Here is an 18,101-nt window from a genome sequence, read left to right as displayed (position 1 = left end):
CGCGACTCAGGGCGCCGACAGCCAATCGCGCGCGCCTTCGAGCGTGCGGAAATCCTCCAGCGCGCGCGCGGACGCCCCGCCGGCGAGGTCCGCCGCCATGGCCGCCAGCGCATGGCCGGGGCCGAGCTCGAGGAAGCGCGTCGCTCCGGCCTCGACGCAGGCCACAAGGCATCCCGCCCAGTCGATCGTCTGCGAAATCTGCCGGCTGAGTTTTTCGCGCGCCTGAGCGGGCGTGAACACGCGGGCGGCGTCGATCCCGCTGAAGAGGCGCACGCCCGCGCGCGGGCGGGCCATGTCCTGCGCGGCCAGCGCCTGCGCGAAGCCCTCGCTCGCCGCCGCCAGGCGCGGCGTGTGCGAGGCGACGGAAACCTTGAGCGCGCCGGCCTTGGCCGCGCCCTCGGCCAGAGCCGCCGCGCATAATTCGGGAAGCGCCACGCGGGCGCCGCCGACGACGAAAGTCAGGCCGGGATTGACGATGGCGACGTTTGCGTCGAAGCGCGCGCAAAGCGCGTCGATTTTCGCGCGAGGAAGGCCTCGCACGAACGAAAGTCCGCCGTCGGCGCCGCCCGCCGCGTCCATGAGCGCGGCGCGGCGCGCGGCGAGCTCGAGCGCCGGCTGCGGCGCCAGCATGCCGGCCAGCGCGCAGGCGGCGAGCTCGCCGATGCTGTATCCGGCGACGGCGAGATCGACGCCCGGGGCCTCAAGCGCCTCGCGCAGCGCCGCGAAGGCGGCGAGCGCCTGCGTCACGCACAGGATCTGGCCGGCGCGGTTGGCGTGCGGCGCGGCTTCGTCGGCCTCCCGCGCGAAGTCGCGCGGATCCTCGCCAAGCGCCTTCGTCGCCGCCGCGAACACAGGCTGCGCCTGCGGCGCGTCCGCGGTCAGCGCGAACATGTCGCGATGCTGCGTTCCCTGCCCCGAGCACAGGATGGCGATCGTCATGACGCCTCCACGGCGCGCACGAACAGGCTGAAGGCGAGGAGATCGGCCGAGCCGCCGGGGCTGAGCCGCCGGCGGACGAAGGCGACATGGACGCGCTCCGCCTCCCGGCGCCAGTCCGGCGCGCCGACGCCGCCGCGCGCCATGAACTCATGCGCCTGCGCCCGCGCGAAAGCGAGGCCGTCCGCGCCGCCGCGATGCAGGAGGTTGGTGTCCTCGACGCGCGCGATCAGCGCGAAGCAGGCGTTCACGCGCGCCGCTTCCGCATCGCCCGGCGCGAGCCGCTCCGCGTGCGCCAGAGCCGGCAGGCCGACGCCATAGACGCTCGGAAAGCCGGCCGCCGCCTCGCCCCGCGCGCCCTGCGCGCCGAAGCGGCGGCGCGCGCGCGTCCCGTGGCTCAGGAGCGCCACGGGACCCTTGACGATCGCCTCGCCGTAGCGCCGCCGCACGGTCGCGCCAAGGCTCTCCGCCGCGGGCGCGGCTGCGGCGGCGCAAAGCAGGCCGAGGCCGAAGATCGCGCCGCGATGGGCGTTGACGCCGCAGGTCGCGGCCATCATCGCCGCCTCCGCGTCGAGGCCGACGACGCGCAATTCGTCCATCCGCGCATGGCGCGCGCCGGCCTTGGCGAGGCGGACGAAGAACGGCTCCAGAGCGTCGGCGCTGGCCCGCAGCGTGTCGGCCGTCATATCGCTATGGCTGCCGTTGTCGACGTGGCTGACGAGGCCGGGCTTGGGAAAGGTCTCGACCTCGCGGCGCAGGCAGTCGGCGGCGAGCGCGCCGAGCGCCTGCGGCGAAAGCGGATGACGCCGCGGCGCCCGGCGCGGAGCGAAGGCGAGGCTCATATGACGACGCTCATGGCGCCGCGCGCCGCAAGAAAGGCGTCGCGCGCGACGAGCCCCGCGCCCTGCATGGATTTGACGAGTATCTGCGGCGCGCCGTCGACAAGCTCGCGCCAGTTCGCGGCGAGGCCGCTTTCGGCGAGGATGATCTCGCCGTCGATCCGCATCGGCGCGCGCGCGGCGATCTCTTCAAGGCCGGCCAAAAGCTGTCGAACGTCGGTCGTCGCGTCCGCGACGAAGATCACGTCGAGGTCGGAGGCGGGGCCGAGATACGCGAGCTCTGTCAGCGCGCTCCAGGCGAGCGAGCCGAAGCAGCGCGGCGCGACGCCCGCGACGGCTCCGGCTTCGAGGAGCGCGCCGATCGCAGCGCCCCAGGCCGGCGGCGCGAAAGCGGCGCAGGCTTCAAGCTCTGGCGGCGGCTCCAGCGCCTCGACGTCGGCGGGCTCGAGCGACAGCGCGAGCCGCGCCTTGCCCTGCGCCGGCGGCAGCGGCAGGCCGGCGGCGATCCGCCCCGCCGCGTCGCAGGGCCCGCGCCGCCGCGCGATCAGCGGGCGCCCCAGCGCCGCCCACTGCGCGACGAGCGGCGCCGGCTCCGCGCCCGAGCGGGCGAGCGCCCGCGCGAAGCCTTCGACGCCGACGCGCAGCAGACCATGGCGGCCCGGCGCGGCGACCGTTCCGAAAGCCGCGGCGTCCTCAGCCATCGGCCAGCGCTTCGACGCGACGGGCGACGTCCTGCGCGCGCGGGCGCCCTCCGCGCTGCGCGCCGAGCTCGTCGCGGACGTCGGCGCCGACCGGCTGCGCGAGCAGCGCCGCGAGCTGCTCCGGCAACGGGCGCGCCGGGTCCCACACCTCGCGCACGGCGCCCGTCCTCGCGAGATTGTCGAGGCCCGGGGCGAACACCGGCGTCGATTTCGCCTTCTCCTGCAGCACCTCGAGCGGCAGCTTGGTGACGCGCGCCATCGAGGGCAGGTCCATCACCTCGGGGTTCGCGCCCGGCAGCGCGACGAGGACGCCGGTCGCGAGCGCGGTGGCGATGAAGGCGCCCGCCGCCGTATGGCCGTAGAGGATTCCGACCGTGCGCACGCCGGAGAGCTCGGCGAGCCTCAGGCATTTGGCGAGATGGGCGAGATATTCGGAAAGGCCGAGCAGTTCGTCGCGCCGGCTCATGCGCTGGCTGTCGCTGTCGATCAGCACGAGCAGCGGCCGCCCGCGCCCCGCCTTTATGATGTCGAGCGTCATGCCCGCGAGGCGGGCCGCGCCTTCGACGCCGAGCGCCGCGCCATTGGCGACGCCGACGACGTCCGCCTCGCCGACGCCCGGGATCGTCCCGGCGCCGGAAATCAGCCCGTCGTCGCCGACGCGCGCGCCGCCGCCCGGAAAGAGGGAGGCGAGAATCTCATCGAGCGTCATGAGCGTCCTCCGCAATTTTTCCGGCGAGCGCGGCGAAGTCCTGCGTCGCGAGCTCGGGGATCGCCGCCGGATCGGGGGCGCCGAGCGCGGCCCAGACGTCGCGAGCCTCGCGCATCGCGCCGAAGCGCGCAAGGCGGCGCTCGAGCCGCGCCTGCTCCTTCTCCATCGTCGCAAGGTCGAAGGGCGGCGGGTCTTTCAGGAGCTCCAGCGCCGCCGCGCGAAAACTTTCCGGCGCATCGTCGCAGAAGGCCTGCGCCGCGCCGATCAGCAGGCGGTGCTTGCCGCCCATCGTGCGCCAGACCAGCGCGCGATCCTTCGAGTCGAACTCCTCGACGCCCTTGTTGGTCTCGATGACCTCCGGCCCCGAGACGCTGAGCCGGCCCTCCTCGGAGATGGCGAGCGCGCCGCAGCAGCCGGCGATCAGCCCGCCGCCGCCGTAGCAGCCCGCCCGCCCGCCGATCAGCCCGACGACGGCGCCGCCGGCGGCGCGGAAGTCGAGGATGGCGCGCATGATCTCGGCGACGGCGAGCTCGCCGGCGTTCGCCTCCTGCAGCCTGACGCCGCCCGTGTCGAACAGGATCAGAACGGCGCGGATTTTTCCTTTGGACGCGCGCGCCGCGCGAAGGAGGCCGACGAGCTTGGCGCCATGGACCTCGCCGAAGGCGCCGCCCATGAAGCGGCCCTCCTGCGCCGCGACGAAGACGTCTTCGCCGGAAAGCCGCGCGCGTCCGACGACCATGCCGTCGTCGAACTGCTTCGGCAGGTCGAAGATGTCGAGATGCGGGCTCGTCTCGCGCGCCTCGGGGCCGATGAATTCGACGAAGGAGCCGTAGTCGACGAGCGCGGCGAGACGGCGGCGCGCGCACACCTCGCTCCAGCTCATGGCGGGCGCCGGCGTTTCGGCGGGGGCGTTCATGGCCGCCCCTCCTCGATCGTCCTGACGCCCTGCGCGAGGCGCAGCGCGACCGTGTCCGGCCGCGCGCCGCCGTCGTTGACGCAAAAGCGCAGCCCGCCCGGAGAATGGCGCTCGACGAAGTCGGCGACGACCGCCGCCCAGACGTCGGAAAAGCCATGGGCGGAGGTCGCTATCTCGACGCGGCATGTGCGCTCGGGCAGCACGCGCTCGACGAGCGCCTCGAGATTGCCGGAGGCGACGACGCCGACGAGCGCCTGCCGGCGCGTCCCGCGCGCCGGCGCGCGCGTCTCATGCTCGAAACAGAGGGTCTCCACGATAAAGTCTCCCCTCACCAGTTGCGGAATTTCGACGGCGGACGGTAAAGGCCGCCCGACCAGCGCGCGAGATCCTTGATCGAGCGCGCGGCGAGCAGGCTGCGGTCGGCGTCGAGCACGTCGACGCCGAGGTCCTCAGGCCGCCGGATCACGCCGCGCGCGCGCAGGCGCTCGACCATTTTTTTGTCGCGGCCGCGCCCAACCGGCGTATAGCCGGCGACGCCCCGCACCGCCTGCTCGCGCTCGTCGGCGTCGCGGCAGAGCAGCAGGTTGGCGATCCCCTCCTCCGTCACGATATGGGTCACGTCGTCGCCGTAGATCATCACCGGCGCGAGGTCGAGCTTGAGCTTTTCGGCCAGCGCCAGCGCGTCGAGCTTTTCGACGAAGGTCGGCGCGTTGCCCTCGCCGAAAGTCTCGCCGATCTGCACGACGAGCTTTCGCCCGCGCCGCAGGGCGGGCGGCGTATCCGGATCGGCCTCGGCGCCGGCCTTGATCCACGGCTGCGCCGGATGCCGGCGCCCGCGCGCGTCGGACCCCATGTTCGGCGCGCCGCCGAAGCCGGCGATGCGCGTCGGCGTGACGGTCGAGGAATGGCCGGCGAGGTCGATCTGCAGCGTCGAGCCGATGAACATGTCGCAGGCGTAGAGGCCGGCGGTCTGGCAGAAGGCGCGGTTCGAACGCAGCGAGCCGTCTGGGCCGGTGAAGAAGACGTCGGAGCGCGCCTCGATGTAGCCGTCCATGCCGACTTCCGAGCCGAAGCAGTGGATCTGCTCCACCCAGCCGCTTTCGATCGCCGGAATCAGCGTCGGATGCGGGTTGAGCGCGAAATGGGTGCACACCTTGCCCTTGAGGCCGAGGCGCTCGGCGAAGGTCGGCAGCAACAGCTCGATCGCCGCGGTGTTGAAGCCGATGCCGTGGTTGAGCCGGCGCACGCCATAGGGCGCGTAGATGCCCTTGATCGCCAGCATGGCGGTCAGGATCTGCGTCTCGGTGATGGCGGCCGGATCGCGGGTGAACAGCGGCTCGACGTAGAACGGCTTCTTCGCGTCCACCACGAAATGCACGCGGTCGCCCGGAATGTCGACGCGCGGCACGCGCTCGACCACCTCGCCCACCTGCGCGACGACGATCCCGTCCTTGAAGGCGGTCGCCTCGACGACGGTCGGCGTGTCCTCGGTGTTGGGCCCGGTGTAGAGATTGCCGTCGCGGTCGGCGCTCACCGCCGCGACGAGCGCGACGTTCGGCGTCAGGTCGATGAAGTAGCGCGCGAACAGCTCGAGATAGGTGTGGACGGCGCCGAGCTCGATCTGGCCGCCGTAGAGCATCCTGGCGATGCGGCCGGCCTGCGGCCCCGAATAGGCGAAGTCGAGCCGTTTCGCGACGCCCGTCTCGAACACGTCGAGATGCTCGGGCAGGACGACGCCGGACTGCACCATGTGCAGGTCATGCAGCTTTTCGGGATCGGCGGCGGCGAGCGCCCTGGCGAGAAGGTCCGCCTGCTTCTGGTTGTCGCCCTCGAGGCAGACGCGGTCGGACGGCCGGATCACCGCCTCGAGCAGCGCCGCGGCGTCGGCCGCGGCGACGATCTTGCCTTTCGCGAACGCGGCGCCCGCGGCGATCCGCGAGGCGCGCGCCTCGCGCTCCAAGTCCCAGCGCCTCATCAGCTCCAGCGCCCCATCTGCGTTCCCCATTTTTCGCCGGCCTCCGGGCGACGCGCGGACTCTTCAAACCATGATTCGCGCGGCGACTGCGGCCATTTGTCTCTTTTGTATACGAAAATTTTCTCTTTGCAATATCCCGCATACACGACGGCGGAAAAATTCGACTCGCGCCATCGCCCGCGCAGCGCCGGGCGCCTGGAGGTCATGCGCCATAACGAGGGAAAATGATGAGACGCCAGAGGAGTTTCGTCAAGCGCGTCGATGTCGGGGGACTCTTTGCGGCGCGCGGCGGACGGAGAGGAATGGCGCGCAGGCGCCTCCCGGTTAAATTTTTTTGTATGCACTATTGCCAATTAACGGGCTTCACGTATACTTGATCTGCCGCCGAAAGAGCGGCTCATTGGAGAAACGCCCCATGCCCCACCGCCTTGCCGGCGGCCGCCGCCGCATCCGATCAGGGAGGGCCGAAGCATGACGATCTTCGGCGTCGCCCTTCTCTCCATCTGCACTCTGGTCGGGGTCTTCCTCGGCGATCTCCTCGGCGTCCTGCTCGGCGTCAAGGCGAACGTCGGCGGCGTCGGCCTCGCCATGATGCTGCTCATCGCCGCCCGCGTTTACCTGCAGAAGTCCGGCGCGCTGAACCACGGCGTCAAGCTCGGCGTCGAGTTCTGGGGGACGATGTACATCCCCATCGTCGTCGCCATGGCCGCGCAGCAGAACGTCGTCGCGGCGCTGAGCGGCGGCCCGCTCGTCGCCATCGTGGCGGCCGCCACCGTCTCCTCCTGCTTCGTCGCCCTCGCCCTGCTCGGGCGCATCGGCCGCGAGCGTCCCTCGGACGTGCACGACCCCGCCGGCGTCGAGCATGGCGGCGAGATCATCTCCGGCGACCTCCTCCCGAACGACCCGACAGGAAAGACCCGCACGCCATGATGCACATGATCGAGCACGTCTTCATCGAGCAGAACCTCGTCGCCGCCTTCGCCGTCGTCGGCGCGGTGATGTGGATCTCGCTCTTCGTCTCGAAGCGGCTGACCGCGGGCCGCATCCACGGCTCGGCCATAGCGATCCTTCTCGGCCTGCTGCTCGCCTATGTCGGCGGCGTCGTCACCGGCGGCAAGAAAGGCCTCGCCGACATCCCGATCTTCGCCGGCGTCGGGCTTATGGGCGGCGCCATGCTGCGCGACTTCGCCATCGTCGCGACCGCCTTCGAGGTCGACGTCGTCGAGGCGCGCAAGGCCGGCCTCCTCGGCGTCTGCGCGCTCGCCATCGGCACCGTGCTGCCGTTCGTCATCGGCGCGTCGATCGCCTGGGTCTACGGCTACCGCGACGCCATCAGCCTGACGACGATCGGCGCCGGGGCCATCACCTATATCGTCGGTCCGGTGACCGGGGCGGCGCTCGGCGCGAGCTCCGTCGTCATCGCCCTGTCGATCGCCACCGGCGTGCTCAAGGCCGTGCTGGTGATGGTGTTCACCCCCATGCTCGCGAAGGTCGTCGGGCTCGACAATCCGCGCTCGGCGATGGCCTTCGGCGGACTGATGGGCACGGTGAGCGGCGTCGCCGGCGGCCTCGCCGCGACCGACCCCAAGCTCGTCCCCTATGGCGCTTTGACGGCGACCTTCCATACTGGCATTGGATGCTTGGTTGGACCGTCCGTTCTCTATCTGGCGGTCCGTGCGCTGGTGGGATGAGCATGACCGACTTTCCGCGGGGCGACCTCAAGGGGAAAGAGCAGGGCCTCCTCTCCGATCAGATCCGCAACGCGCTCGCCGACGAGATCACCGCCGGCGCCTTCGCCGCCGGCGCGGCGCTCGACGAGCAGGATCTCGCCGACCGTTTCGGCGCCTCGCGCACTCCGGTGCGCGAGGCGCTTCGTCAGCTCGCGGCGAACGGCCTCGTCAAGATGCGTCCGCGCCGCGGCGTCGTCGTCGCGCGCATGACGCCCGAGCGGATCATGGACATGTTCGAGACCTGCGCCGAGATCGAGGCGATGTGCGTGCGGCTCGCCACCTACCGCATCACCCCGATCGAGCGCAGCCGGCTCATGGAGCTGCACGACTCCTCGCGCGCCCTCGTCGCGGCGAAGGACGTCGACGGCTACGACGCCTTCAACACGCAGTTCCACGAAGCGATCTACGCCGCGACCCACAACGGCTTCATGGCCGAGCAGGCGATCTCCGTGCGCGCCCGCCTCAAGGCCTTCCGCCGCGCGCAGCTGCGCCACGCCTCGCGCGTCGAGCGCTCGCGCGAGGAGCATGATTCGATCATGACCTCGATCGCGCAGGGCGACGGCGAGGAGGCGGCGCGCCGCATGCGCGCGCACATGATGAACGCCGCCGGCGCCATCGGCGCCTACATCGCCGAGCACGCCAGCGAGTTCTGAAGGCTCCGCTGGGGAAGCCTTCAAGCCTCACATATGGATCGGGCGCTTGTCGGCCGCGAGCGCCGCTTCGCGCACGGCCTCCGAAAGCGTCGGATGGGCGTGGCAGGTGCGCGCGAGATCCTCGGACGAGCCGCCGAACTCCATCAGCACGCAGGCCTCCGCGATGAGCTCGCCCGCCCCCGCGCCGAGAATGTGCACGCCGAGCACCTTGTCGGTTTGCGCGTCGGCGAGGAGCTTCACGAAGCCTTCCGTCTGGCGCATGGCGCGCGCCCGCCCGTTCGCCGTGAAGGGGAACTTGCCAACCTTGTAGGCGACGCCCTTCTCCTTCAGCTCCTCCTCGGTCGCGCCGACGGAGGCGATCTCGGGCGAGGTGTAGACGACGCCCGGAATGACCCCATAGTTCACATGGCCGTGCTGGCCGGCGAGGATCTCGGCGACGGCGATCCCCTCGTCCTCGGCCTTGTGGGCGAGCATCGGCCCGCGCACGACGTCGCCGATGGCGTAGATCCCCGGGACGTTCGTCTGAAACTTCTGGTCGATGACGACGCGGCCGCGCTCCACGGCGACGCCCGCCGCCTCGAGGCCGAGGCCCTCGGTGACCGGACGGCGGCCGATGGCGACGAGCGCGACGTCGGCTTCGAGCGTCAGCGGGGCGCCGCCCGCCGCCGGCTCGATCGTCGCCTTGAGCCGCTCGCCTTTCTCGACGCCGGTCACCTTGTGGCCGAGATGGAAGCTGAAGCCCTGCTTCTGCAGCACCCGCTGGAACTGCTTGGCCGTCTCGCCGTCGATCCCGGGCAGGATGCGGTCGAGGAACTCGACGACGGTGACGTTGGAGCCGAGCCTCGCCCACACCGAGCCGAGCTCGAGGCCGATGACGCCGGCGCCGATCACGAGCAGGTCCTTCGGCGGCGCCTCGAGCGCCAGCGCCCCGGTCGAGGAGACGATGCGCTTCTCGTCGATCTCGACGCCGGGCAGCGGCGCGACGTCCGAGCCTGTGGCGATGACGATGTTCTTCGTCTCCAGCGTCTGCGTCGCGCCGTCCTCGGCCGTGACCGTCACCTTGCCCGGCGCGGCGATCGAGCCCGTCCCGTAGAAGGGCTCGATCTTGTGCTTCTTGAACAGGAAGGCGATGCCGCCGACGTTGGCCGAAACCGTGTCGTCCTTGTGCTTCATCATGGCCGGAAGGTCGAGCTTCGGCGCGTCGACGATCACGCCGAGGGCTTTCAGGCCGTGGCCCGCCTTCTCGAACTCCTCCGAGGCGTAGAGCAGCGCCTTCGACGGGATGCAGCCGATGTTGAGGCAGGTGCCGCCAAACGTCTTCGTCGCGCGCTTCTCGACGACGGCGACCTTCATCCCGAGCTGCGCCGCGCGGATGGCGCAGACATAGCCGCCGGGACCGGTCCCGATGACGACGAGATCATAGGATGACATGGAGCCTCACAAACTGCGCGGGAAAGCCCTGACGGGCGCGGGCGGGAGGAGACGCCGGCCGGACGGCCGGCGCAAGGCGGGACGGACGGCTTTCAGATGTCGAGGACGAGGCGCGCCGGATCCTCGAGCGCCTCCTTGACGCGCACGAGGAAGGTCACCGCCTCCTTGCCGTCGACGATGCGGTGGTCGTAGGAGAGCGCGAGATACATCATCGGGCGGATCTCCACCTTGCCGCCCACGGCCATCGGCCGCTCCTGGATCTTGTGCATGCCGAGGATGCCCGACTGCGGCGCGTTGAGGATCGGCGTCGACATCAGCGAGCCGTAGATGCCGCCGTTGGTGATGGTGAAGGTGCCGCCCTGCATCTCCTCGATCTTGAGCTGGCCCTCGCGGGCGCGCTTGCCGAAGGCGGCGATCTGCTTCTCGATGTCGGCGAGGCCGAGCTGATCGGCGTCGCGCACCACCGGCACGACGAGGCCCTTGTCGGAGCCGACGGCGATGCCGATGTGGTAGTAGTTCTTGTAGACGAGGTCGTCGCCGTCGATCTCGGCGTTGACCGCCGGGATCTCCTTCAACGCGCCGACCACGGCCTTCACGAAGAAGCCCATGAAGCCGAGCTTGGCGCCGTGCTTCTTCTCGAACACGTCCTTGTAGCGCGCGCGCAGGGCCATGACTTCGGTCATGTCGACCTCGTTGAACGTCGTCAGCATGGCCGCGACGTTCTGCGCCTCCTTGAGCCGGCGCGCGATGGTCTGGCGCAGCCGCGTCATGCGCACGCGCTCCTCGCGCGCGGCGTCCGCGGCCGGCGCGGGCGGGCGCGCCTGAGCCGGAGCGGGCGCGGCGGCCGGAGCGGGGCTCGCGAGCTTCGCCAGCACGTCGCCCTTCAGCACCTGCCCGCGCACGCCCGAACCGGCGACGCCCGCCGGATCGAGGCCGCCGTCGGCGGCGATTTTTGCGGCGGCGGGCGAAGGCGCCATGGCCGGGCCGCCGGAGGCGGGGGCGGGCGCCGGGGCCGCGGGCGCGGCCTTCGGAGCCTCGGCGGCGGGGGCGGGCGCCGCGCCCGATTCGCCGATCTGGCCGAGCAGCGCGCCGACGCCCACCGTGTCGCCGTCCTTGGCGACGATCTCGGCGAGCACGCCGGCCGACGGCGCGTTCACTTCGAGCGTGACCTTGTCGGTCTCGAGCTCGAGCAGCGGCTCGTCCGCCTTGACGGGATCGCCGGCCTTCTTGAACCAGCGCCCGATAGTCGCCTCGCTGACCGATTCGCCGAGAGTGGGAACGCGTATCTCGATGGTCATCTCGTCTCGCCCCGCGCCATGCGCCAAGGCCCCGTCGGGGCCGCATCTTCAGGTTGGATGAACGGGACGCCGCCGCAGCGACGGCGCCCGCATTGAGCCGCCCGCGCCCCGTCAGGGCGCGTAAACCTCGTCGAGGAAAGCCTTGAGCTGCGCCTGATGCTTGGACATCAGGCCGGTCGCCGTCGCCGCGGAGGCGGGGCGTCCGGCGTAGCGCGCGCGCTTCGAGACGCCGCCGACCTGGGTCAGAACCCATTCGAGATAGGGCTCGACGAAGGTCCAGGCGCCCATGTTCTTCGGCTCCTCCTGGCACCAGACGACCTCGGCCTGCCTGAAGCGGCCGAGCAGGTTGACGAGCGCCTTGAGAGGGAAGGGGTAGAGCTGCTCGACGCGCAGCAGATAGACGTCGTCGATCCCGCGCTTCTCGCGCTCCTCGAGCAGGTCGTAGTAGACTTTGCCCGTGCACAGCACGACGCGGCGGATCTCGGCGTCCGGCCTGATACGGCATTCCTGCGGGAACTTCTCGGCGTGGTCGCGCAGCACGCGATGGAACGAGGAGCCGATGATGAACTCGTCGAAGCTCGACACGCAGCGCTTGTGGCGCAGCAGCGACTTCGGCGTCATCAGGATCAGCGGCTTGCGGACGTCGCGCCGCAGCTGCCGACGCAGGATATGGAAGTAGTTGGCGGGCGTCGTGCAGTTGGCGACCTGCATGTTGTCCTCGGCGCACATCTGCAGATAGCGCTCGAGGCGGGCCGAGGAATGCTCGGGCCCCTGCCCCTCGTAGCCGTGCGGCAGCAGGCAGACGAGGGCGGACATGCGCAGCCATTTGCGCTCGCCCGACGACACGAACTGGTCGAACACCACCTGCGCGCCGTTGGCGAAGTCGCCGAACTGCCCCTCCCACAGCACCAGCGCGTTCGGCTCGGCGAGCGAGTAGCCGTATTCGAAGCCGAGCACCGCCTCCTCGGAGAGCATCGAGTTGATGACCTCGTAATGCGCCTGCTCGTCGCGGATGTGGTTCAGCGGCGCGTAGCGCGCTTCGGTCGCCTGGTCGTTCAGCACGGAGTGGCGCTGCGAGAAGGTGCCGCGCTCCGAATCCTGGCCCGACAGCCGCACCGGATTGCCCTCGTCGACGAGCGAGCCGAAGGCCAGCGCCTCGGCCATCGCCCAGTCGATCCCCTGGCCCGTCTCGATCATCTTGCGGCGGTTGTCGATGAGGCGCGCGACCGTCTTGTGGACGTGGAAGTCCGGCGGGACCTCGGTGAGCCGCTCGCCGATCTCCCTGAGCCGCGCGGGATCGACGCCCGTGCGCCCGCGCCGCGCGTCCTCCGCGCTCATCAGGGCGGGCTTGATGCCGGCCCAGCGGCCGTCGAGCCAGTCGGCCTTGTTCGGCTGATAGGACTGCCCGGCCTCGAACTCGATCTCGAGGCGATGGCGCCATTGCGCCTGCAGCTTCTCGACCTCGCCCGCCTCGACGACGCCCTCGCCCAGGAGCTTCTCGGCGTAGATGTCGAGGGTCGTGCGGTGCGAGCGGATCTTCTTGTACATGATCGGCTGCGTGAAGCCCGGCTCGTCGCCCTCGTTGTGGCCGAAGCGCCGGTAGCAGAACATGTCGATCACGACCGGCTTGTGGAATTTCTGCCGGAACTCGATGGCGATCTTGGCGGCGTAGACGACCGCCTCCGGGTCGTCGCCGTTCACATGGATGATCGGCGCCTCGATCATCTTCGCCGTGTCGGACGGATAGGGCGAGGAGCGCGAATAGCGCGGCGAGGTGGTGAAGCCGATCTGGTTGTTGACGATGAAATGGATCGAGCCGCCGGTGCGGTAGCCCTTGAGGCCGGACAGGCCAAAGCACTCCGCGATGACGCCCTGGCCGGCGAAGGCGGCGTCGCCGTGCAGCAGCAGCGGCAGCACCTTGGTGCGGTCGACGACGTCGTGATGCTGGTCCTGCTTGGCGCGCACCTTGCCGAGCACCACGGGATCGACGATCTCGAGATGCGACGGATTGGCGGTGAGCGACAGATGCACCGTGTTGCGGTCGAACTCGCGGTCGGAGGACGCGCCGAGATGGTATTTGACGTCGCCCGAGCCCTCGACGTCGTCGGGCGAGGCCGAGCCGCCCTTGAACTCGTGGAAGATCGCCCGATGCGGCTTGCCCATCACCTGCGAGAGCACGTTGAGGCGTCCGCGGTGCGGCATCCCGAACACGATCTCGCTCACGCCGAGGGCGCCGCCGCGCTTGATGATCTGCTCGAGCGCGGGCACGAGCGATTCGCCGCCGTCGAGGCCGAAGCGCTTGGTGCCGGTGAATTTGACGTCGAGGAACTTCTCGAAGCCCTCGGCCTCGATCAGCTTGTTGAGGATGGCGCGCTTGCCCTCGCGGGTGAAGGAGATCTCCTTGCCGGGCCCCTCGATGCGCTCCTGCATCCAGGCCTTCTCGGCGGGATCGGAGATATGCATGAACTCGAAGCCGATGGTGTCGCAATAGGTGCGGCGCAGGATCGGCAGCATTTCGCGGATGGTCGCGAATTCGAGCCCGAGCACGCCGTCGAGGAAGATCTTGCGGTCGTAGTCGTTCTCGGTGAAGCCGTAGGTGGCCGGATGCAGCTCCTCGGTGGCGCTCGGGCGCTGCAGCCCGAGCGGGTCGAGGTTGGCGTGCAGATGGCCGCGCATGCGGTAGGCGCGAATCATCATCAGCGCGCGCACCGAATCGCGCGTCGCGCGCTGCACCTCGGCGCCGGAGACGGGCGCGGCCGGGGCGGGCGCCGTCGCCGGAGCGGGAGCGCCCTTGTCTCCTCCCTTGCCGGGAGCGGGCTTTGCCGGGCCCCAGTCGCCGTCGAGCGCCGAGACGAGCTCGCCGTTGGCGGCGATCGGCCAGTTGGGCTTGCGCCAGCGCGGGCCGCGCGCGCCCGTCTCGACGGCGGCGCGGTCGTCGTTCAGCTCCGCGAAGAAGGCCCGCCACTGCGGATCGACCGAATTCGGATCGGCCTCATAGGCGGCCTGCAGCCGCTCCACATAGGCGGCGTTGCCGCCGTAGAGGAAGGACGTTTCGAGGAAAGCGGCGTTGGCCCCGGAGCGGGGCCCGCCCGCCGAGCCCACGCCCGCGCCGTCCGCCCCATCGGCTCCGTTCTGTCGCGCCATGTCCGCTCACCTCCCAATTGAAACGCGCCGGCTGCCTCGCTCCGGAGCGGCGCAGGAAGCGCCGCTCCGCCGTCGGACGCATCAGCGGCCGGGCGCGCCGCAGCGTCGGTCCGGCGCGGCTACGCCGCAATTCATTTCAGCTTGAGCCGACGCCGCGCCCGGCCGCGGCCAGCGCGCCCCAAGCTCCGTCAAATCGTCCCGGGCCATGTTCGACGCCCGCCGCGGGTAGGAAGCGCTCTCCCGCCGGACGCGTCGTCCGGCCGCAGACGCTCCAGCTTCAAACGCCGGGGCCGCGTCCCGCCGGCCGGCGATTCGATCAGGCGGAAACCGCATCCCCAAGGCCGCGTCAATTCGCCGCGGGCTTGAGAGCAGTCTTAGCAAAGGACGCCGCCCCGCGCCATCCCGGATCGGCGCCAAGCGCTGCGTCCGCTCAGGCGCGCAGCAGCTCGGCGAGCGTGCGGCCAAGGCGCGCCGGCGACGGCGAGACCTTGATTCCGGCGCTCTCCATGGCCGCGATCTTGTCCTCGGCGCCGCCCTTGCCGCCCGAGATGATGGCGCCGGCGTGGCCCATGCGCCGCCCGGGCGGCGCGGTGCGTCCGGCGATGAAGCCGACGATCGGCTTCTTGCGCCCGCGCTTCGCCTCGTCCTTGAGGAACTGCGCCGCGTCCTCCTCCGCCCCGCCGCCGATCTCGCCGATCATGACGATCGACTTGGTCGCCTCGTCGGCGAGGAACAGCTCAAGGACGTCGACGAACTCCGCGCCCTTGACCGGATCGCCGCCGATGCCGACGGCGGTCGTCTGGCCGAGCCCCTCGCGCGTCGTCTGGAACACCGCCTCATAGGTCAGCGTGCCCGAGCGCGAGACGACGCCGACGGAGCCGGGGCTGAAGATGTTCGCCGGCATGATGCCGATCTTGCTCTCGCCGGCGGTCACGACGCCGGGGCAGTTCGGCCCGATCAGGGTGGACTTCGAGCCGCACAGGGAGCGCTTCACCCGCACCATGTCGGCGACCGGGATGCCTTCGGTGATGCAGACGATCAGCGGGATCCCGGCGTCGATCGCCTCGCAGATGGCGTCGGCCGCGCCGGGCGGGGGCACATAGATGACGCTGGCGTCGGCGCCGGTCGCCTCCCTCGCCTCCTGCACGGTGTCGAACACCGGCAGGCCGAGATGCTTCGAGCCGCCCTTGCCGGGCGAGATGCCGCCGACGACCCTGGAGCCGTAGGCGATGGACTGCTCGGAATGGAAGGTGCCGTTCGTGCCGGTGAAGCCCTGGCAGATGATCTTGGTGTCTTTTTTCAAAAGGATCGACATCGGCGTCAGGCCTTCTTCACGGCGTCGACGATCTTCTGCGCGGCGTCGTCGAGATCGTCGGCGGGGATGACGTTCAGCCCCGATTGCGACAGGATCTTCTTGCCGAGCTCGACGTTGGTGCCCTCGAGGCGCACGACGAGCGGCACGGCGAGGCCGACCTCCTTGACCGCCGCGACGACGCCCTCGGCGATGACGTCGCATTTCATGATGCCGCCGAAGATGTTGACGAGGATGCCCTTCACCTGCGGATCGGCGGTGATGATCTTGAACGCCGCCTTCACCTTCTCCTTGCTGGCGCCGCCGCCGACGTCGAGGAAGTTCGCGGGCTCGCGGCCGTAGAGCTTGATGATGTCCATCGTCGCCATGGCGAGGCCGGCGCCGTTGACCATGCAGCCGATGTCGCCGTTGAGCGAGATGTAGTTGAGGTCGTGCTTGGAGGCCTCGATCTCCTTCTGGTCCTCCTCCGTCTCGTCGCGCAGGGCGAAGAGGTCGGGATGGCGGAAGAGGGCGTTGGAGTCGAAAGAGACCTTGGCGTCGAGGCAGACGAGGCGCTGGTCCTTCGTCACGATCAGCGGATTGATCTCGAGCATCGCCATGTCGGTCGCGACGAACGCCGTATAAAGCTTCTCGGCGAGCGCCCCGGCCTGCTTGGCGAGATCGCCCGAAAGGCCGAGCGCCTTGGCGAGGCGGCGGCCGTGATGCGGCATGACCCCGGTCGCCGGATCGACGAAGAAGGTGACGATCTTCTCGGGGCTCTTGTGGGCGACCTGCTCGATGTCCATGCCGCCCTCCGTCGAGGCGACGAAGGCGACCCTGCTCGCGCCGCGGTCGACGAGGAGCGAAAGATAGAACTCCTTCTCGATGTCCGAGCCGTCCTCGAGATAAAGGCGGTTGACCTGCTTGCCGGCCGGGCCCGTCTGCACGGTGACGAGGGTGCGCCCGAACATTTCGTCGACGAAGCGGGCGACTTCTTCAGGACTCTTCGCGAGCCGCACGCCGCCCTTTTCGCCGGCCTCGGGCTCCTTGAACCTGCCCTTGCCGCGCCCGCCGGCGTGGATCTGCGACTTCACGACATAGAGCGGGCCCGGCAGTGCGGCGAGGGCCGCCGCGACGCCGGCCTTGTCGAGGATCGGCGCGCCCTTCGACACCGGGACGCCGAACTCCTTCAGGACCGCCTTGGCCTGATATTCATGGATGTTCATGCAGCTAATTTCCTGAGGCGCTTCCGTTTTGCGGCGGACCTTACGCTCCGTCCAAATACGATGGAATAGCGCGAATGGCGCAGTTTGCGGCAAAATTTCGCATTTGCGAATTCGCAGACGCGAACACGCCCGCGGCCGGCCGGTCAGGATGGGCGGCGAGACGGCCGGACGGCGTCCCCGACAGGAAAGAGAGGGCGGCCGGCGCGGGCCCGCCGCGCGCCGGCCGGACCGTCAGCCGGCGAGCGCCGGATTGATCGCCTTGCAGGCCTCGACGAGGCTCTTCACCGAATCGACGGACTTGGCGAACATCGCCTTCTCGGTGGCGTCGAGCTCGACCTCGACCACCTTCTCGACGCCGCCCGCGCCGATCACCACCGGCACGCCGACGTAAAGGCCGGAGACGCCGTATTCGCCGTTGAGCTCGGCCGCGCAGGGCAGAACCCGGCGCTTGTCCTTGAGATAGGACTCGGCCATGGCGATCGCCGAGGCCGCCGGCGCGTAGAAGGCGGAGCCGGTCTTGAGCAGGTTGACGATCTCGCCGCCGCCCTTTCGCGTGCGCTCGACGATGGCGTCGAGACGCTCCTGGCTCGTCCAGCCGATCTTGACGAGGTCGGTCAGCGGAATGCCGGCGACGGTGGAGTAGCGCAGCGAAGGCACCATGTCGTCGCCGTGGCCGCCGAGCACGAAGGCGGTGACGTCCTCGACCGAGACCTTGAACTCCTCGGACAGGAAGTAGCGGAAGCGCGCCGAATCGAGCACGCCGGCCATGCCGACGACCTTTTGCGGCGGCAGGCCCGAGGCCTTCTGCAGCGCCCAGACCATCGCGTCGAGCGGATTGGTGATGCAGATGACGAAGGCGTTCGGCGCGTATTGCTTCACGCCGGCGCCGACCGCGTCCATGACCTTGAGGTTGATGCCGAGCAGGTCGTCGCGGCTCATGCCGGGCTTGCGCGGCACGCCGGCGGTGACGATGACGACGTCCGCGCCCTCGATGTCGGCGTAGGTGTTGGCGCCCTTGAGCGCGGCGTTGAAGCCTTCGACCGGACCCGATTCTGCGAGATCGAGCGCCTTGCCCTGCGGGGTGCCTTCGGCGATGTCGAAGAGCACGACGTCGCCGAGCTCCTTCAGCGCCGCGAGATGGGCGAGCGTGCCGCCGATCTGTCCCGCGCCAATCAATGCGATCTTGCTACGCGCCATGTCCTGTCCACCCTCCGGCGCGCCTGTCGCGGCGCGCTTGCGCACGTCCATGAAA

At 70.1% G+C, this 18,101-nt stretch carries 17 protein-coding genes; 3 read left to right on the top strand and 14 right to left on the bottom strand.

Annotated elements, in window-relative coordinates:
• Positions 1–6 precede the first annotated feature (6 nt).
• The 8 genes from ACE3OG_RS03880 to ACE3OG_RS03845 are packed head-to-tail and all read right to left on the bottom strand — an operon-like array spanning position 7 to position 6,429.
• Positions 7–939 (bottom strand): acyltransferase domain-containing protein, encoded by a 933-nt coding sequence (locus ACE3OG_RS03880; RefSeq protein WP_374306182.1) that lies wholly within the window; start codon positions 937–939, stop codon positions 7–9.
• Positions 936–1,778: a triphosphoribosyl-dephospho-CoA synthase MdcB gene (mdcB, locus tag ACE3OG_RS03875; protein WP_374306181.1), complete on the bottom strand. Its 843-nt coding sequence runs from the start codon at positions 1,776–1,778 to the stop codon at positions 936–938. The genes ACE3OG_RS03880 and mdcB overlap by 4 nt, the downstream gene beginning before the upstream one ends.
• Positions 1,775–2,476, bottom strand: a complete 702-nt coding sequence (gene mdcG, locus ACE3OG_RS03870) for a malonate decarboxylase holo-[acyl-carrier-protein] synthase (protein ID WP_374306180.1) — start codon at positions 2,474–2,476, stop codon at positions 1,775–1,777. The genes mdcB and mdcG overlap by 4 nt, the downstream gene beginning before the upstream one ends.
• A complete protein-coding gene (locus ACE3OG_RS03865; protein WP_374306179.1) occupies positions 2,469–3,185 on the bottom strand; it encodes a biotin-independent malonate decarboxylase subunit gamma in 717 nt (238 codons plus the stop codon). Before ACE3OG_RS03865 ends, mdcG begins: the two co-directional genes overlap by 8 nt.
• A complete protein-coding gene (locus ACE3OG_RS03860; RefSeq protein ID WP_374306178.1) occupies positions 3,172–4,101 on the bottom strand; it encodes a biotin-independent malonate decarboxylase subunit beta in 930 nt (309 codons plus the stop codon). Before ACE3OG_RS03860 ends, ACE3OG_RS03865 begins: the two co-directional genes overlap by 14 nt.
• Positions 4,098–4,415, bottom strand: coding sequence for a malonate decarboxylase acyl carrier protein (mdcC, locus tag ACE3OG_RS03855; protein WP_374306177.1), 318 nt, complete (start codon positions 4,413–4,415; stop codon positions 4,098–4,100). The genes ACE3OG_RS03860 and mdcC overlap by 4 nt, the downstream gene beginning before the upstream one ends.
• Before the next feature lie 14 nt (positions 4,416–4,429).
• A complete protein-coding gene (gene mdcA, locus ACE3OG_RS03850) occupies positions 4,430–6,076 on the bottom strand; it encodes a malonate decarboxylase subunit alpha (RefSeq protein WP_374306313.1) in 1,647 nt (548 codons plus the stop codon).
• Complete coding sequence (locus tag ACE3OG_RS03845) at positions 6,076–6,429, bottom strand: hypothetical protein (protein ID WP_374306176.1); 354 nt, start codon at positions 6,427–6,429, stop codon at positions 6,076–6,078. Before ACE3OG_RS03845 ends, mdcA begins: the two co-directional genes overlap by 1 nt.
• A 118-nt stretch (positions 6,430–6,547) precedes the next feature.
• Here ACE3OG_RS03845 and madL point away from each other — a divergent pair, with 118 nt between their 5' ends.
• From madL to ACE3OG_RS03830, 3 genes are read left to right on the top strand one after another with little or no spacing between them, the layout of a single operon-like run.
• Positions 6,548–7,006, top strand: coding sequence for a malonate transporter subunit MadL (gene madL / locus ACE3OG_RS03840; protein WP_374306175.1), 459 nt, complete (start codon positions 6,548–6,550; stop codon positions 7,004–7,006).
• Positions 7,003–7,767 carry a malonate transporter subunit MadM gene (gene madM / locus ACE3OG_RS03835; RefSeq protein WP_374306174.1) on the top strand — a complete coding sequence of 255 codons (765 nt, stop codon included), beginning with the start codon at positions 7,003–7,005 and terminating at the stop codon, positions 7,765–7,767. The genes madL and madM overlap by 4 nt, the downstream gene beginning before the upstream one ends.
• A 2-nt stretch (positions 7,768–7,769) precedes the next feature.
• Positions 7,770–8,459, top strand: a complete 690-nt coding sequence (locus ACE3OG_RS03830; RefSeq protein WP_374306173.1) for a GntR family transcriptional regulator — start codon at positions 7,770–7,772, stop codon at positions 8,457–8,459.
• Positions 8,460–8,486: 27 nt separating this feature from the next.
• Here the strand turns inward: ACE3OG_RS03830 and lpdA are convergent, their stop codons facing one another.
• The 6 genes from lpdA to mdh form a co-directional block, all read right to left on the bottom strand.
• Positions 8,487–9,890: a dihydrolipoyl dehydrogenase gene (lpdA, locus tag ACE3OG_RS03825; protein WP_374306172.1), complete on the bottom strand. Its 1,404-nt coding sequence runs from the start codon at positions 9,888–9,890 to the stop codon at positions 8,487–8,489.
• A gap of 92 nt (positions 9,891–9,982) precedes the next feature.
• The gene (gene odhB, locus ACE3OG_RS03820; protein WP_374306171.1) at positions 9,983–11,188 is read right to left on the bottom strand and encodes a 2-oxoglutarate dehydrogenase complex dihydrolipoyllysine-residue succinyltransferase; all 1,206 of its coding nucleotides are present in this window, start codon (positions 11,186–11,188) and stop codon (positions 9,983–9,985) included.
• 111 nt (positions 11,189–11,299) lie between these two features.
• Positions 11,300–14,332: a 2-oxoglutarate dehydrogenase E1 component gene (locus ACE3OG_RS03815; protein ID WP_374306170.1), complete on the bottom strand. Its 3,033-nt coding sequence runs from the start codon at positions 14,330–14,332 to the stop codon at positions 11,300–11,302.
• A gap of 430 nt (positions 14,333–14,762) precedes the next feature.
• Positions 14,763–15,647: a succinate--CoA ligase subunit alpha gene (gene sucD / locus ACE3OG_RS03810; RefSeq protein ID WP_374306169.1), complete on the bottom strand. Its 885-nt coding sequence runs from the start codon at positions 15,645–15,647 to the stop codon at positions 14,763–14,765.
• 5 nt (positions 15,648–15,652) lie between these two features.
• The gene (gene sucC, locus ACE3OG_RS03805; RefSeq protein WP_374306168.1) at positions 15,653–16,849 is read right to left on the bottom strand and encodes an ADP-forming succinate--CoA ligase subunit beta; all 1,197 of its coding nucleotides are present in this window, start codon (positions 16,847–16,849) and stop codon (positions 15,653–15,655) included.
• Positions 16,850–17,080: 231 nt separating this feature from the next.
• Positions 17,081–18,046, bottom strand: coding sequence for a malate dehydrogenase (mdh, locus tag ACE3OG_RS03800; protein ID WP_374306167.1), 966 nt, complete (start codon positions 18,044–18,046; stop codon positions 17,081–17,083).
• Positions 18,047–18,101 lie beyond the last annotated feature (55 nt).

The sequence above is a fragment of the Methylocella sp. genome (genome assembly GCF_041905455.1).
Lineage (GTDB): Bacteria > Pseudomonadota > Alphaproteobacteria > Rhizobiales > Beijerinckiaceae > Methylocapsa.
This window is presented reverse-complemented; position numbering and strand designations above follow the sequence as displayed.